The sequence below is a fragment of the Agarivorans sp. DSG3-1 genome, from assembly GCF_046774965.1.
In the GTDB taxonomy this organism is placed as follows: Bacteria; Pseudomonadota; Gammaproteobacteria; order Enterobacterales; family Celerinatantimonadaceae; genus Agarivorans.
Genome location: NZ_CP177241.1, coordinates 2,537,083 through 2,553,009, shown reverse-complemented (window position 1 = coordinate 2,553,009; position 15,927 = coordinate 2,537,083). Strand labels below are relative to the sequence as shown.

Annotated in this window: 16 protein-coding genes; 3 read left to right on the top strand and 13 right to left on the bottom strand. The window is 43.6% G+C overall.

Going from position 1 to position 15,927, the window contains the following annotated elements; all coding sequences use genetic code 11:
- Positions 1 to 393: 393 nt before the first annotated feature.
- The 6 genes from ACLD71_RS11910 to dnaK all read right to left on the bottom strand — a co-directional run bounded on the left by ACLD71_RS11910 (position 394) and on the right by dnaK (position 6,275).
- Positions 394 to 1,014 (bottom strand): FKBP-type peptidyl-prolyl cis-trans isomerase, encoded by a 621-nt coding sequence (locus tag ACLD71_RS11910; RefSeq protein WP_137675246.1) that lies wholly within the window; start codon positions 1,012 to 1,014, stop codon positions 394 to 396.
- 53 nt (positions 1,015 to 1,067) lie between these two features.
- Complete coding sequence (locus tag ACLD71_RS11905; protein WP_411990845.1) at positions 1,068 to 1,457, bottom strand: GNAT family N-acetyltransferase; 390 nt, start codon at positions 1,455 to 1,457, stop codon at positions 1,068 to 1,070.
- A gap of 70 nt (positions 1,458 to 1,527) precedes the next feature.
- Positions 1,528 to 2,397: a M48 family metallopeptidase gene (locus ACLD71_RS11900; protein WP_411990844.1), complete on the bottom strand. Its 870-nt coding sequence runs from the start codon at positions 2,395 to 2,397 to the stop codon at positions 1,528 to 1,530.
- Positions 2,398 to 2,423: 26 nt separating this feature from the next.
- The gene (cobU, locus tag ACLD71_RS11895) at positions 2,424 to 2,972 is read right to left on the bottom strand and encodes a bifunctional adenosylcobinamide kinase/adenosylcobinamide-phosphate guanylyltransferase (RefSeq protein WP_411990843.1); all 549 of its coding nucleotides are present in this window, start codon (positions 2,970 to 2,972) and stop codon (positions 2,424 to 2,426) included.
- 131 nt (positions 2,973 to 3,103) lie between these two features.
- Positions 3,104 to 4,243 (bottom strand): molecular chaperone DnaJ, encoded by a 1,140-nt coding sequence (dnaJ, locus tag ACLD71_RS11890; protein ID WP_137675250.1) that lies wholly within the window; start codon positions 4,241 to 4,243, stop codon positions 3,104 to 3,106.
- Between the two features lie 115 nt (positions 4,244 to 4,358).
- Positions 4,359 to 6,275, bottom strand: coding sequence for a molecular chaperone DnaK (gene dnaK, locus ACLD71_RS11885; RefSeq protein ID WP_137675251.1), 1,917 nt, complete (start codon positions 6,273 to 6,275; stop codon positions 4,359 to 4,361).
- A gap of 294 nt (positions 6,276 to 6,569) precedes the next feature.
- Between dnaK and ACLD71_RS11880 the strand changes: the two genes are divergently transcribed.
- Positions 6,570 to 7,901 carry a dicarboxylate/amino acid:cation symporter gene (locus ACLD71_RS11880; protein WP_137675252.1) on the top strand — a complete coding sequence of 444 codons (1,332 nt, stop codon included), beginning with the start codon at positions 6,570 to 6,572 and terminating at the stop codon, positions 7,899 to 7,901.
- A 67-nt stretch (positions 7,902 to 7,968) separates the two neighbouring features.
- Here ACLD71_RS11880 and can read toward each other — a convergent pair whose 3' ends face one another.
- From can to grpE, 3 genes are all read right to left on the bottom strand, one after another.
- On the bottom strand, positions 7,969 to 8,571 hold the full coding sequence (gene can, locus ACLD71_RS11875) for a carbonate dehydratase (protein ID WP_137675253.1): 603 nt from the start codon (positions 8,569 to 8,571) through the stop codon (positions 7,969 to 7,971).
- Between the two features lie 93 nt (positions 8,572 to 8,664).
- Positions 8,665 to 8,916 carry a DUF1289 domain-containing protein gene (locus ACLD71_RS11870; RefSeq protein WP_411990842.1) on the bottom strand — a complete coding sequence of 84 codons (252 nt, stop codon included), beginning with the start codon at positions 8,914 to 8,916 and terminating at the stop codon, positions 8,665 to 8,667.
- A 205-nt stretch (positions 8,917 to 9,121) separates the two neighbouring features.
- Positions 9,122 to 9,745, bottom strand: a complete 624-nt coding sequence (grpE, locus tag ACLD71_RS11865; RefSeq protein WP_411990841.1) for a nucleotide exchange factor GrpE — start codon at positions 9,743 to 9,745, stop codon at positions 9,122 to 9,124.
- Positions 9,746 to 9,898: 153 nt separating this feature from the next.
- On the opposite strand from grpE, the gene nadK reads away from it, so the two are divergent.
- Positions 9,899 to 10,780, top strand: coding sequence for an NAD(+) kinase (gene nadK / locus ACLD71_RS11860; protein ID WP_137675271.1), 882 nt, complete (start codon positions 9,899 to 9,901; stop codon positions 10,778 to 10,780).
- Positions 10,781 to 10,812: 32 nt separating this feature from the next.
- Entirely contained in the window at positions 10,813 to 11,517 is a 705-nt protein-coding gene (locus tag ACLD71_RS11855; protein WP_137675256.1) for a flagellar brake protein, read from the top strand.
- A 15-nt stretch (positions 11,518 to 11,532) separates the two neighbouring features.
- Here ACLD71_RS11855 and ACLD71_RS11850 read toward each other — a convergent pair whose 3' ends face one another.
- The 4 genes from ACLD71_RS11850 to ACLD71_RS11835 form a co-directional block, all read right to left on the bottom strand.
- Positions 11,533 to 12,768, bottom strand: a complete 1,236-nt coding sequence (locus tag ACLD71_RS11850) for a cysteine desulfurase-like protein (protein ID WP_411990840.1) — start codon at positions 12,766 to 12,768, stop codon at positions 11,533 to 11,535.
- A complete protein-coding gene (locus ACLD71_RS11845; protein ID WP_303510093.1) occupies positions 12,768 to 13,406 on the bottom strand; it encodes a 2OG-Fe dioxygenase family protein in 639 nt (212 codons plus the stop codon). The genes ACLD71_RS11850 and ACLD71_RS11845 overlap by 1 nt, the downstream gene beginning before the upstream one ends.
- Before the next feature lie 287 nt (positions 13,407 to 13,693).
- Entirely contained in the window at positions 13,694 to 14,899 is a 1,206-nt protein-coding gene (locus tag ACLD71_RS11840) for a multidrug effflux MFS transporter (protein WP_411990839.1), read from the bottom strand.
- A 158-nt stretch (positions 14,900 to 15,057) separates the two neighbouring features.
- Positions 15,058 to 15,918: an ABC transporter permease gene (locus ACLD71_RS11835; protein WP_137675260.1), complete on the bottom strand. Its 861-nt coding sequence runs from the start codon at positions 15,916 to 15,918 to the stop codon at positions 15,058 to 15,060.
- Positions 15,919 to 15,927 lie beyond the last annotated feature (9 nt).

The window sequence follows — 15,927 nt, the reverse complement described above, 5'->3', positions numbered from 1 at the left end:
AGCAGCTTAAAGGCAGCTGAAATAGCCACCTTAAATTTCCCCAAGACTAACCAACTTTAAGACTTAGATTCAGCCTTCAAATTTATGAGTATAGATAGAGCAGACCTAGTAGTAGAAGAGCGTTAGTTAGGCCTAAAGCGTATAAAGGCGCTTAAGCTCAACAGTGTTAGCTTAGTTGAACCACCTGTTGACCAATTAAAGCTCTATCATTATGTACATAAAGATCATGCCGAACTAGCAGTAAAACTCGATGAGGCATTTAAACAAATGCTTAAAGATGGCAGCGCTCAATCAATCATTGAGAGTGTATTGAAAAATGTAGAGTAATTCAGGTGGATCATTCTATACAAAAAAACCGGCCAATAGCCGGTTCTTTAAGAAGGTTTTTAGCTATTAGCCAAGAATAGCTAATAACTCAACTTCAAATACCAATGCTGCAAACGGAGGAATTGCCGCGCCAGCACCTTGAGAGCCATATGCTAGCTCTTGAGGGATGTAAAGTTTCCACTTGTCACCCACTTTCATGCGTTGTAGTGCTTCGGTCCAGCCTTTAATTACGCCGTTCACAGGGAACTCTGCAGGTTGGCCGCGCTGAACTGAGCTATCAAATACTTCACCAGAAATTAAAGTACCTTCATAATGAACTTGTACTTTGCTGCTAGCGCTTGGAGTTTCGCCTTCGCCTTCAACAAGTACTTCGTACTGAAGACCCGTTTCAGTTTTGTTGATTTCAGGACGTGAACCGTTTTCAGCTAGAAAAGTTTCGCCTTCAGCCATTGCTTCTTTATGCTGCTCAGCTTTTTTAGCTTCGATATCTTTAGTGATTTCTTGGAAAGCCGCACCAATTACTGCTTCGTCAAGTTGTGGTTGAGCACCACTCATCACATCACGAATACCATCTAACATGGCATTTAGCTCTAATCCGTCGAATGCTGCGCGCTCAATTTGCTCGCCAATTTGAAGGCCGTAACCGTAACTTGCTTGCGCTGCTGCGCCTTGATATTTATCGCTCATTTCAACTCTTAAATCTAATCAATAAAAAGAGCCAAAAGGTTAACATAAAGTGGCTAGAAAAACCGCGAATCAGTGGCTAAATGCGCCTTTTTTTGCACAAAGTCACTACCAGAAAACGCCACTTTACGAAGCTCTCCGTCAAAGGTAAAACCTAAATGGCGGTAAAAGCCCTCGGCATGCTCGTTATCTTGCATCACCCAACAATGTAACTGCTTCACATTCGCCTGCTGACAAGCGTGTTTAAGCATTGCGCGCCCCCACCCCTTACCAATGGTTTTAGGCAAAAGATATAGCGCGGCTAGCTCTATCTCGTCAGCTTGTTTCTCTAGCATTAACAGCCCTTCTAGTTGGGGGTTTTTTAGCACCCACACTTGGTTATTGTCATTGCTTACTCGTTGCTGCCAAAGCTTTTGGTGCAAACTGGAGGGCAACACCTTGAACATTTTTTTTACTAAGTACGGTGAGTAAACATGCTGCCAGCTTTTCCGCTGAACCAGGCAGATGTTTTCAATATCACTCTGCGTTGCTAGTTTTATCGGCATCTGACTTTTCGCTGTCTATATCAAAACTTGCCGGGCGTTTACATTGGGGCACTTTCCCCTGGGCGATAGCTTGCTTTTCTAATTGCGTGGCACGCGACATTCGTGCTTCTAAGTCGGCGATACGGGTTTTATTTGAAGGGTGGGTAGACAAAAACTCGGGAATCGAACCACCACCGGCTTTCGCCATGTTCTGCCATAAGGTCACACTGGCTTGCGGATCAAATCCTGCACTAGCCATTAAGTCTAAACCCATTACGTCGGCTTCACTTTCTTGAGTTCGGCCATAAGGCAATAATACGCCATATTGAACACCTAGGCCCAAAGCTGCCATGGCTGCGCCTTTGTGTTTAACGTCATCGCTCACCCCAATGGCTACAGCAGCCACGGCGGTGCCAATACCGGCAATTTGGTTTTGTGATAATCGCTCATTGCTGTGTTCAGCCAATACGTGGGCAATTTCGTGACCAATTACTGTGGCCAGCTGATCCGGTGTTTCTGCCACTTGGATCAACCCGGTATATACACCAATATGAGCTCCTGGCAAAGCAAATGCGTTCACTTGTTCTGAATCAAATACCACCACTTCCCAGTCTTCATCACCATAGTGACCAGGAATTTCTGCGGTTACTGCATTAGATACACACGCTACGTAGTCGTTGGTTGCTTTGTCGTTATAGATCTTTTCTTGCTTTTTAATTTCATCAAAAGACTGAGCGCCTAACGCACTCATCTTCGAATCATCATAAAGTAATACTCGCTTACGCCCCGTTGGAGAAGCAGAGCAACTCAGTAAAGCTGCTAGCGAAACGGTGACTACTGCTGTTTTTAGCGTTTTATTCATGTATGACTTCCATTCTAAGCAAACCTTTAGGCCTGCGTATCCTTTAATATTAGCGGCAATCCAGCGCTAATTAATACAACCTTGTGGGCTTTTGCAGCTAAAGCTTGATTTAAACGCCCTAATTCATCAGCAAACATTCTCGCCATGGGGTTATCAGAAACTAAACCTAGGCCGACTTCGTTACTCACAATCACTAAGTCACTAGAAAACTGCTCAAGACAAGCCAGCAACATCGAGGTTTGCAGCTTTATGTCCTGTAATTGATCATTCGGACTTTTATCTGTGCATAACCACCAACCCAGCCAAGTCGACATGCATTCCAACAGCACAGGTTTATTCTGCATGGCGTACTGGCTCAGTACATCACTTAAGTTCTCGGATGAAAAATCAAGCTCATGAGTATCAAAAGCCGCTTTTCTTAAGGATTGATGGTGCTGAATGCGCTGAGCCATTTCGGTATCACTGGCCATCGCTGTAGCGATGTACACCGGCTTGCTATTATTGAGCGAACTAAACTGCTTTTCGGCCCACGAACTTTTGCCGCTTCTAATACCACCCAATACTAGGCTTATCATTTAGCTACCCTATTGTTTTACCGAATAATAACATAGCTAAACTGGGTTTTGATATGGTTACGCTCAGTGCAATACGCCAACCAATAGGCATAAAAAAAGCGGCTAATGCCGCTTTTTCTTTAGTTAATCGATTAACTGGTTAAGTCATCAAAAAACTTTTTAACCCCGTCGAAGAATCCTTCGGCTTTAGGTTTATGTTTGCTACCAGCAGAACCACCACAGCTTTCTTCGAAATCTTTAAGCAATTGCTTCTGAGTTTCGTTGAGCTTAATCGGTGTTTCAACAATCACTTTACAGATTAAGTCACCAATTGGACCGCCACGTACTGACTTAACGCCTTTGCCGCGCATTCTAAACATGCGGCCAGTTTGGGTTTCGTTCGGCACTTTTAAGCTCACTCGACCATCTAAGGTAGGCACTTCAATCTCGCCACCTAATGCTGCTAAGGTAAAGCTAATTGGCACTTCACAGTAAAGATTGTTTTCTTCACGTTTGAAGATTGGGTGTTCTTTTACATGTACTTGTACATATAAATCACCGGCAGGAGCCCCGCTCTCGCCAGCTTCACCTTCACCCGATAAGCGAACACGATCACCAGTATCTACGCCAGCTGGAATGCTAACCGATAAGGTTTTAGCGCGCTCGTAACGACCTTCGCCATGACATTTATGACAAGGGTCTGAAATGATTGAACCTTTACCTTTACAGGTAGGACAAGCTTGCTGAACCGCAAAGAACCCTTGGCGCATTTGTACTTGGCCTTGGCCATGACAAGTTCCACAAGTTTTTGGCGTTGAGCCTTTTTTAGCGCCACTACCATTACACTGCTCACAGTGCACTAAAGTAGGAACGCGAATTTCTTTTTTAACGCCTTTAACGGCTTGCTCTAAGCTCAACTCTAGGTTGTAACGAAGATCAGAACCACGTTGAGGTTGGCGTCGACCGCCGCCTCCACGTCCACCGCCGAAGATATCACCAAAGATGTCGCCAAACGCATCACCAAAGTCGCCCTGTCCGCCACCAAAACCACCGGCTCCGCGGTTAGGATCAACCCCTGCGTGGCCGTAATGATCGTAAGCTTCTTTCTTCTGAGGGTTATTCAGAACCTCGTAGGCTTCTTTTACTTCTTTAAATTTTTCTTCAGAAGCTTTATCACCCTTGGTTCTATCGGGGTGAAATTTCATCGCCAAACGTTTGTAGGCTTTTTTAATTTCTCGCTCGCCGGCATCTTTGCCTAGACCAAGAACTTCATAATAATCGCGTTTTGACATAATGGGTGTTCTACTTTCTTACAACGAAACTCGTTGAAAGTATTGGCTTTGATAGACGTACGGGCGTTGTTCTCACAACGCCCGTTATTAACTTACTAAAAGTGTTTAAGACAAATTATTTTTTGTCGTCTTTCACTTCTTCGAACTCAGCATCAACAACGTCATCTTGAGCTGGTGCAGCTTGCTCAGCATCAGCTTCGCCTGCATTAGCTTGGGCTTGTTGTTGAGCCACTTCCATCAGCTTTTGAGAAGCTTCGATAAGGGCTTGAGTTTTCGCTTCAATCTCAGCTTTATCTTCACCTTTGCTCGCTGCTTCTAACTCGGTTACTGCAGCGTCAATTTTCTCTTTGTCTTCAGCAGGAAGGGCTTCACCAGCTTCTTCAACTTGCTTACGGGTACCGTGTACAAGTGCATCAGCTTGGTTTTTAGCTTGAACTAATTCTTCAAACTTCTTGTCTTCTTCAGCGTTGGCTTCAGCTTCATTTACCATCTTGTTGATTTCGTCGTCAGACAAACCAGAAGACGCTTGAATGGTAATTTTCTGCTCTTTAGCCGTATCTTTGTCTTTAGCAGATACGTGTAAGATACCGTCGGCATCCAAATCGAAGGTTACTTCAATTTGTGGCACGCCACGTTGTGCAGGACGAATACCTTCTAGGTTAAATTGACCTAAAGATTTGTTGTCTGCAGCACGCTTACGCTCACCTTGAATAACATGAACTGTTACAGCACTTTGGTTGTCGTCAGCGGTAGAGAATACCTGTGAACCCTTAGTTGGGATGGTAGTATTCTTATCAACAACGCGAGTCATCACGCCGCCCATGGTTTCAATACCTAGAGACAGTGGAGTAACGTCTAGTAGTAGTACGTCAGTTTTGTCACCAGAAAGTACCGCACCTTGAATAGCTGCGCCCATGGCTACTGCTTCATCAGGGTTAACGTCTTTACGTGGCTCTTTACCGAAGAACTCTGTTACTGCGCTCTGTACTAGAGGCATACGAGTCTGACCACCAACAAGAATTACATCGTTGATGTCACCAACTGAAAGATCAGCATCTTGTAGAGCAATGCGTAACGGCTCTAAAGAACGTTGTACTAGTTCTTCAACCAAAGACTCAAGCTTAGCGCGAGTTACTTTGATGTTAAGGTGCTTAGGACCAGAAGCATCAGCAGTAATGTAAGGTAGGTTTACATCTGTTTGCTGTGCAGAAGAAAGTTCACATTTTGCTTTCTCAGCCGCTTCTTTTAGGCGCTGCATCGCTAATGGATCTTGCTTAAGATCAAAACCTTGGTCTTTCTTAAACTCTTCTACTAAGTAGTTGATTAAGCGGTTATCAAAGTCTTCACCACCTAGGTGAGTATCACCGTTGGTTGCTAATACTTCGAAGGTTTTCTCGCCATCTACTTCGTCAATCTCAATGATAGAGATATCAAATGTACCACCACCTAAGTCGTATACAGCAACAACGTTGTCGCCTTTAACTGAGTTAACGCCGTAAGCAAATGCTGCAGCAGTTGGCTCGTTAATAATACGTTTAACGTCTAAGCCCGCAATACGACCAGCATCTTTAGTTGCTTGACGCTGTGAATCGTTGAAATAAGCAGGAACAGTAATTACTGCTTCAGTTACCGCTTCACCTAAATAGTCTTCTGCAGTTTTCTTCATTTTTTTCAAAACTTCTGCAGAGATTTGTGGCGGTGCTTTCTTCTCACCTTTTGCTTCAACCCATGCGTCACCATTGTCAGCATTAACAATGTTGAATGGCATGATTTCGATATCACGTTGAACTTCGTCATCAGTAAAACGACGACCGATTAAACGCTTAATAGCAAAAACGGTGTTTTTAGGGTTAGTCACTGCTTGGCGCTTAGCAGGCTGGCCTACTAATGTTTCGCCGTCGTCTGTGAACGCAATGATCGACGGTGTTGTACGATCGCCTTCTGCGTTCTCAATTACTTTAGGGGTATCGCCGTCTAGTACTGCAACACAAGAGTTAGTGGTTCCTAAATCGATACCAATAATTCTACCCATGATGGTGTTCTCCAAATTCTGTTGTAACTAATATTTCGTTGTTGAGAAAGTAAGTGGGGGCAGCAAAAAACTTTTCAAGGGAAAAGCTAAAAAAAAATGACTAAAGATGAACAAGGAAAATAAAATTACATTTGATTACTGACTGAGCAGAAGATCACAGATTCAGCACACAAATTCACCAACAACCAAGCTGGCAGTGCTATAAATGGCTATTTTTATAACCTGTGATACTATGCGCCCAACTTTAAGTTATATGCAGATGAATACTCTGTGTAAAAAATAGAGAGAAGGGAAATGAAAAACGATTCAAAACTGAGTCTTACTCACAAAATACTTATCGGCATGGTTGCCGGTATTGGCTTAGGGGTTTTCTTACAAACCTTTTTTGCTGAGTCTATCTTAGTCAAAGATTACATCGTTGATGGTATCCTAAACATCACAGGCTCTATCTTTGTAGCCAGCTTAAAAATGCTAGTGGTTCCACTGGTATTTGTATCTTTAGTGTGCGGCGTATCGTCGATGAAAGATACTGCTCGCTTAGGCCGCCTTGGTGGTAAAACCGTATTGTTGTATTTGGCGACGACTGCCATTGCAATTTCTTTAGCTATGGCAGTTGCGCTGCTGGTTCGCCCAGGAACAGGCATTGAGTTAACCACAGAAGCGGCTTTTGTTGCTAAAGAAGCACCAAGCATTAGCCAAGTAATTATCGACATGTTCCCAGATAACCCTATTGCCTCAATGGCGCAGGGCAACATGCTACAAATTATTGTATTTGCATTGCTATTTGGTATCGCCATCGCTATTTCTGGTGAGCCAGGAAAACGCATTGGTAAACACTTTGAAGACTTTAATGTCGTCATCATGAAGTTAGTGACCATTTTAATGAACCTTGCCCCTTACGGCGTATTTGCGCTTTTGGCAAAACTGTTCTTTGAGATTGGCTTTGACGCGATTGCGAGCTTGCTGAGCTACTTTATGGTGGTGTTAGTGGTACTGTTGCTACATGCCCTAGTGGTTTATCCAACCTTGTTAAAAGCATTAACTGGTTTAAACCCTATCTTGTTCATCAAGAAAATGCGTGAAGCCATTGTTTTTGCATTTAGTACAGCCTCTTCAAATGCCACTATTCCTGTGACCATGGAAACAGCGACCCATAAATTAGGTGTACGTAACTCTACCGCTTCTTTCACCGTGCCATTAGGCGCTACCATTAATATGGACGGCACCTCTATTATGCAAGGTGTGGCGACTATCTTCATTGCAACGGTTTACGGCATCGATTTAACTGCCGGAAACTTCTTAATGGTGATTGTAACTGCCACCTTAGCCTCTGTAGGCACAGCCGGTGTACCTGGCGTAGGTTTAATTACCCTCGCCATGGTATTGCAGCAAGTAGGCCTGCCAGTTGAAGGTATTGCCTTAATCATTGGTGTGGATCGTTTATTAGATATGGTGCGTACTGCAGTAAACATTACTGGCGACAGTATGGTGACAGTGGCTGTGGCTAAATCTGAAGGCGATTTGAACTTAGAGACTTACAACAACCCTAAAGCAGGTTTGTCGGAAGAAGAAGTTCACTTACCGTTCGAAGTAGAAACGCCGTTAACTAAGGCCGAAAAAGCTTAAGTTAACTCGCAATAAAAAACGCGGCATTGGCCGCGTTTTTTATGTCTGCAATATGTCATTACAGCATTTATTCTAGTCCGGTTCGTGAAATGTCCAGAGTGTTAAGAATGCCGTTTTGAATCGAGTAGATGCAACCATGTACCGATAGCTCTTGGCCATTACGCCACGCATTTTGCACGATAGAGGTTTGCGATACGTTTTTAACCTGCTCCATCACATTAAGCTCACACAAACGATCAGCACGCTGCTGTTTGTCTGCTATGGCCTCCAGTTCTTGCTCGTGATAGCGATAAACATCTTTAAGATGGCGTAACCAGTTATCAATAAGGCCAAACTGTTTATCTTCCATAGACGCTAGCACGCCCCCACAACCGTAATGGCCGGTAACAATAATGTGCTTAACTTTAAGTACGTCTACCGCGTATTGAATGACCGACAAACAGTTTAAATCGGTATGTACAACAACATTGGCAATATTACGATGAACAAATACTTCACCGGGTGGTAGGCCAGCGATCTGATTAGCGGGTACTCGGCTATCGCTGCAGCCAATCCACAAGAATTCAGGATTTTGCTGTTCAGACAAATCACAGAAAAAGGTAGGGTTTTGCTCTTTTATATTTTTCGCCCAGCTACGGTTATTGCTGATTAGCTGATTTAAATCACTCATAGGACCTCTAAATAACAACACATCCATATCTCTGGATGCATATATTGCCCGATGTGAAAGGCATCTGCCACTGTTTAACGCAGTAATAACTTACTAAAAAGGCAGTTCGGTTTGCGGGGGAGTTTGCTGTTGTTGCTCGGCCAGTTTCTTACGTTGTAACCTAATAAAACGCATTCGACGCTGTTTCGTTAAGCGTAATATGTTTTGTTGTTGGGCAGGCTGAAGCGTTTGCCAAGCAAAGCGTTCGTCGCGATTTCGAAAACATCCCATGCACAAACCGCGGCTATTGGTTTGGCAAATTCCGCGACACGGATTGGGAATATCGAAAATCTCTAACTGTTCCATTTGCCCGCTTTGCTCACCCTTTGGTCAATACGAATAATTTTTATCCATAACTTAACAATGGCATAAGCAAACTAACTAGGTCAAAGATTTCAAACAAAACAGCAACAATTCTGCGCCTTAAGCCTGTCTGGCAAGCTGTACATTGCAAACCAAATTTGAGGCACAAAAAAAAGGGCCAATTGGCCCTTTAAGAATAATGTGTTAACTAAGCGCTGGTATCTATTGATGCCGCTTTAGAAATCATCACCATTGCTGGACGCAATAAGCGACCATTTAATTCGTAGCCTTTTTGTAACACTGCAACTACCGTATTTGGCGCAACACCTTCAACTTCTTGCATGCCCATTGCTTGATGCTTTTCTGGGTCAAAGGCTTGGTCTTGTGGTGCAACAACCTCGATGCCGAACTTTTTCACTGCATCGATCAGTGTTTTGAGGGTTAACTCAACACCTTCAATCATTGATGCTAGTGCTTCATCTTCACGGTTAGCATGTTGCAAAGCCATTTCCATGTTGTCGATAACCGGTAGCAACTCGTTTGCAAACTTCTCTAAAGCGAACTTGCGCGCTTTTTCTACTTCTTGTGCTGAACGACGACGAATATTTTCCATTTCAGCTTTAGCGCGTACTACACTGTCTTTTTGGTCTGCAACTGTTTGCTCTGCAGTGGCTAGGCGCTCTAATAGCTCCGCCACGCTAATTTCTTCAGCTGCAGGTTCAGCTTGCTCAGCGGCCGCCTCTAACTCAGCTTCAATCGCGTCAACTTGCTGTTCTACTTCATTTTCTACTACAACTTCTTCAGGCTGCGCTTTATTTTGCTCACTGCTCATGCAGGGTCTCCGTAATTCTTCACAAATAACTCTAATCTGTTGCATATTATGGGGATCAAACAGCCGCTTTCAAGTGATACTCACGATAAAACTGGCTGAGTACTAAAAGCACACGTTATAATCATCGGTAACACAATGTTAAATCAACACATTATGACTCAAGTTTTCTCTACCATTGGTTTAATTGGCAAACCTCATCATGAAGGTGCCAACAACACACTTACTGCCCTATTTCATTGGCTGGCGGATCAATCTTATACCGTATTGGTAGAAGAACTCACCGGCCAACAACTGCAGATTGATAATCTCAACTTGGTGAGCATTAACGATTTAGGTGAGCAGGCTGATTTAGCTATTGTTGTGGGTGGTGATGGCAATATGTTGGGCGCAGCGCGAGTATTGTCGCGTTACGACATTGCGGTGCTGGGAGTCAACCGTGGTAATTTGGGTTTTTTGACCGACTTAGACCCGTTTAACTTTGAGCACCCACTAAAAGAAGTATTACAAGGCCACTACGTGACTGAGAAACGCGGTCTACTAGAAGCCAAGGTGATGCGTCATAACGCGGTAAAAAGCCATAACAGCGCGGTGAATGAAGTTGTACTTCACCTCGATAAAGTCGCTACCATGCTTGAGTTTGAAGTGTATATAGATGATCACTTCATGCTAAGCCAACGCGCCGATGGCCTGATCGTTACCACTCCCACAGGCTCTACCGCCTATTCTTTATCTGCTGGCGGCCCTATTTTAACCCCAAATTTAGATGCGATAGCTTTAGTCCCAATGTTTCCACATACCTTGAGCTCTCGGCCGATAGTGGTTGATAGCCAAAGTGAGATTAAGCTTAAGCTATCTCATGAAAACAGCGACCACATGCACATTAGTTGCGACAGCCATGTATCACTGCCTGTATTGCCAGGTGACGAAGTGATTATTCGTAAGCAACAACATCCATTGCGCTTAGTTCATCCAAAGAGCTATGATTACTTTAAGATTTTACGAACAAAGTTAGGCTGGGGAAGCCGTTTGTTTTAAGTCTCAAGCAAACAATAACAAGGACGCCTACATTGACAACAACGCCAAGCCCACTCGTAAAACAGCGTAAAGAAGTGGTAGATATTATGCGCCAAATGCGCTTTGGCGATGTACTAGACGTACAATTTATCAAAGAAGGTAATGTACGGATTAAGTGCAAACTAATTGGTGTAGATGACGCAAACTTCCTTATTTTTGCAGTGCCTAAATCTGCTCAGCAAGGTCATCACGATGTATTAATTGAAGGTATGGCCTGTATTGTACGCTCAATTATTGAAGGTGAAGCCGGTCAATGCATCGCCTTTCGTAGCATCATCACCGACATATTCAAAAGCCCTAAACACTTATTGTTTGTAAAATACCCTACTGAAATAGAACGGTTTAGCTTACGTAAACAACAGCGAGCAACCACCCGTATTCCTGCAACAGTGACTCACCGTTCATCGGTTAGCGACCAACAAATAGAGAATGACTTAAGCTTCGACGGGGTCATTCTTGATTTATCAGCCGGCGGCTGTCGCTTTAAATTAGCCTGGCCCGAGAGTTACGGTAAATTTTTACTTAACGATGTATTTGTACATATTCGTGTTGCTGGTAAACCAGAAAGCGACACCATTATAGAAGGCACAGTAAAAAGCCAAAGCAAAGACGGCCACGATCAGCTAGCGATTGGCATTAAGTTTGATGGCCAAAGCGAGCTAGACCAGCTACTGGCCCATCTAGCTCTCGACGTTTAAATAAATAGCACCTAGCTACAAACAATATTGATCTAATAAATCCCACAATTGGTCAATTTCTTGATGGGTGTTGTAGTGCATAAAACCAATACGCAATACCCCGCCCTTATCCAATATATCTAGCTGCTGCATCATACCTTGGGCATAAAAGTGACCGTGCCAAGTCGCGATATTATGATCGGCTAGCATGCCCGCAATTTGCTCTGGAGCATGATTTGGCCAACGCAACGAAAACGTAGCGGTACGATTAGCTAAATGCTGAATACTGCTTTCCCCATAAAGCTGTGCATGCGAGTGTTTTGATAAACGCTCTAAAAAGTGGTGACTAAGTGCTTGCTCATGAGCATTAAACTGTTGATAGCTTTTCACCAAGGCGCTGCGTAAATCGCCAGTATCGCTATTCCAATGGGCTAAGTACTCAACGGCAGCAGTCATTCCGGCAATAGCTTCAAAACTTTGAGTGCCAGTTTCAAAACGCCCTGGGCCAATATTGGTGGCAGGCTCGACTTTATAGGGCGCTAGATGCTCTAACCAAAGATCCGCTACATAAGCGATGCCTAGGTGCGGGCCAAAAAACTTGTAAGCCGAACACACTAGAAAATCACAACCAAGCGCTTGTACATCTACTAAGCCATGGGGCACATAATGCACAGCATCAACATACACCATTGCGCCTACAGATTTGGCCTTTTCTATAACCCGTTGTAAATCAACAATACTGCCACTGGTATTTGAGGCGTAAGTGATGGCAACGAGTCGGGTATTTGGGTTAATCAGTGATTCAAAATGCTGGTAATCAAGGTTACAGTTTTGCGGATCAATATTCACATTATGAACCCGAACGCCCTTATCTGCGGCTGCATGTTGCCAGCTAGATACATTTGAATAATGATCGAGACGGCTAACAATCACTTCGTCATCACTTTTCCAATCGCGGCTAATAACGCGACTCAGTTTGAAAGTCAGTGAAGTCATATTGGCGTCAAACACAATATTGTTTGCACTAGGAGCATTTAACAAGGCTTGAGCTGATTCTCTGCCAGTTTGCAAAACTTGCTCTGTGCGTTTACTCGCACTAAATGCGCCGCCTAAATTGGAGTTGCCACCCAATAAATAGTTAGCCATAGCTTGAATCACAGAACTAGGGACTTGTGAGCCACCAGGGCCGTCTAGAAATACCGGTGTGTTCCCTACCCTATTAGCTGCTAAAACAGGGAAGAGTTGGCGCGCTTGTTCAACAGAAAAACTCATTACTGATCCTTCGCGGTTAATACAAATACATCCATAAAGCCGGGCTCACTGGGGCGATGGGCGCGAATAGGCCGCGCGTAATGCCAAAGTTTACTGTCATCTAACAAAGCTACTTCACCACTGTCTAAGGCTAACGTCATAATCGGAGCCTGATGTTTATCTTTAAACACCATAAAGTCACCACCATCAATGTTATGCCGGCGGATCCCCACCACCGCAATGTGATTAAAACCATCTTGATGGACACCTTCAGGCGCAACGGGAGTGTCATTCTGCTGAGCAGCTATACGAATTTGGTGGATCTCGATATCTTGTTGCTCATCTAGGGCGTTAGCCTCAAGGAATAAGGAACACATTTCATGCATGCCTTTTGACGCAATAATCGCATCTTCAATATCTTCAAATTGGCGAACAACATCCCCTTGAAAATGGTTCACTTGCTCACTTTGTACAAAGGCCCTTCCCGCTAAACGCTGCACGCCTCCTTTGGCAAGCCTAACCACGGAGTAACGACGCAGGCGATACTGGCCATCAGCATGTTGAGTATGCGGCAAGTTATCAAAAGAAGAGGACAAATCATGCACGGCAGAGCCGCTAAGATGATTAAGTTGTAGTAAACAATCAGCGTGGGTATTCATAACTAAGGCCTAGTTAACAAAGTGATAACAACAACCTTAATACTGAAGCACTATAAAAACCAAGAAAAACAGCCGGATGATTCAACCCTAACTAAAAATTAAGAGTTAAATACCAATTTATATAATCAAAGAAGATCGTTAGTACCAAAAATTAACAAGCTAAAGACCATTTTAAGTAAGCTCAACCAACTTATCTATAAGCTGTTGATTTAATAAAAATTAATTTCGATATTTTATACTGTAAGCAAAAATGTCGGTACTTATCTCACTCAGTGAGGTGCTAGCACTTAAGCCTTGGTCTGTGCTAAAGGATCGAATACTTTAATCAGCGTTAAGCTACTTAAGCCAACAAACAAAAAGCCCAACACAATGGGATAACAAGTATCGTTAAAACTTAAGCCAATTAGGCTACCAATCGGAATGGCAATTAAGGTAGAAAGGCAGGCGACAAAAGCTGAACCCATACCTGCAATAGCACCAAGAGGCTCCATGGCGAGTGAGTTGAGGTTGCCAAATAAAATACCGATACAAAAAAACGCTGGTACCAAATACAACATCAACATCAATAGATGGGGCACACCATTACTAGCGAGCAAAACCACACAAAACAAGCTAGTTAAAACAACGAGCCCCAGCAGAGCGTAAATAATCATTTTACGCATTCCCATTTTTAACACCATTCGTCCATTCACTAAGGACGCTACACCCACTGCACAGGCTGCAGCGGCAAACAATAATGCAAAGTTATCTTGTTGGTCATAAAGCTGAATAAACACCAAAGGCGCACTGTTCAAATAGCCCAGAAAACTGCCAAACACTAGCCCGGAAATAACCGTATAAACCAGTGCTGCTTTTTCTGCCAATAAAAACCTTAAGCCTTCAATAAAGCTTTTCACTGTTAGTGGGCGACGCTGTTCTTCTTGTAAGGTTTCTTCTTGGTAACGCCAAAACCAAAACCCAGTTGATACCGCCATAATCAGCAACATGCCAAAGATCCACCGCCAGTGAGCAACACTAATAATCAACTGACCAATGGCTGGCGCTAAAATCGGCACCACAATAAACACCGAAAAAACCACCGACATAATGCGCGCCATTTCTGCACCCTTTAGCTTGTCGCGTACTAACGCCATGGTAATGATTCGTGGTGCCGCTGCTCCCATTCCTTGTAAAACACGGCCAGCAATTAACCAACTAAATGATTCAGAAAACACGCATATTAAGGTGCCAACTATAAACAGCGAATAGCCCCAGTAGATAGGAGGTTTACGCCCTACAGCGTCTGACCACGGGCCATAAATAAGCTGGCCAATAGATAGGCCGATAAACAAAGAGGTGATTGTCCATTGAGCTTGCGCGGTTTGCGCTAGGTCGAAGTCGTTAGCAATGGTAACTAGTGCTGGCAACATAGCATCTACTGAGAGAGCAACTAAAGACATCATGCCAGCCAACAGCAGAATAAAAGCTTTAGTTTCCGTGTTCACTTTGTTCACCTGTTACTCCTTAATTCTACAGACAACAAAGCCTTATAACACGCGTTCCCAGCAATAGCGATAAGTAACTAAGTTCTGCCCATGTATCCTACATAGCACCTAATAACAGTAACTTAGATAGCGGTTAACACTAAGTAAACGCTTGTACTTAGAAGATACTATTTACTGGAAACATCTTTATCACCACTAAATAACATGGAGGTGAGAGCAATCACTGCAGAACCAAGCATCAATAATAATGAAACAGCATTTAGCACTGGCGTGGAGCCTTCACGTAAGCGGTCGTACATGGCAATGGTTAAGGGGGCATCAGAACCCACTAACATTAAGGTGGTATTGAAGTTCTCAAAAGACATTAGAAAACTCACTACTGCTGCGCCAATCAAAGCTGGCATGAGAAAAGGCAACACTACAGTAACAAAGGCCACCCATGGCCCGGCACCTAAATTTAGCGCGGCTTCTTCTAAACTAAAATCAAACTTTCTTAAGCGAGCTAATACCACCAAGGTAGATATCGTTGTAATAAATGCAACTTGACCAATAACCACCAAAATAAAGCCAGGACGTAACCACTCCAACTCCCAGCCCCACACATCCTCAACACTATTAGCTAAGCTGCTGCTTGCGACCAAAATTGCCACACCCAAAATGACGCCGGGGATGACTAAAGGTAATAACAAACCAATGTATAACCAGTTTTTCCCGGGGAAATCAAAACGAATAAACAGCCATGCGTTGGCAGTTGCTAATACCAAAGAAAGTAGTGTGACCAAGCAAGCAATTGAGGCGCTCACTCCAATACTCGAAAGCAGCCCTTCATCATAAAAAATACCTAGCTTTGGCTCGGTTTGGCCAACAAACCAATCCAAAGTGAACCCCTGCCAAGGCAAGGCCGCAAATAAGCTATCGTTAAAGGCAAACACCGCAACAATACTTAGCGGCAGAGCTAAAAAGACTAAAAAGCCCACCATATAAAATTGATACAGTGATTTGGCCGGTCCACGTAGTTGATGCAACATTATTCGGCT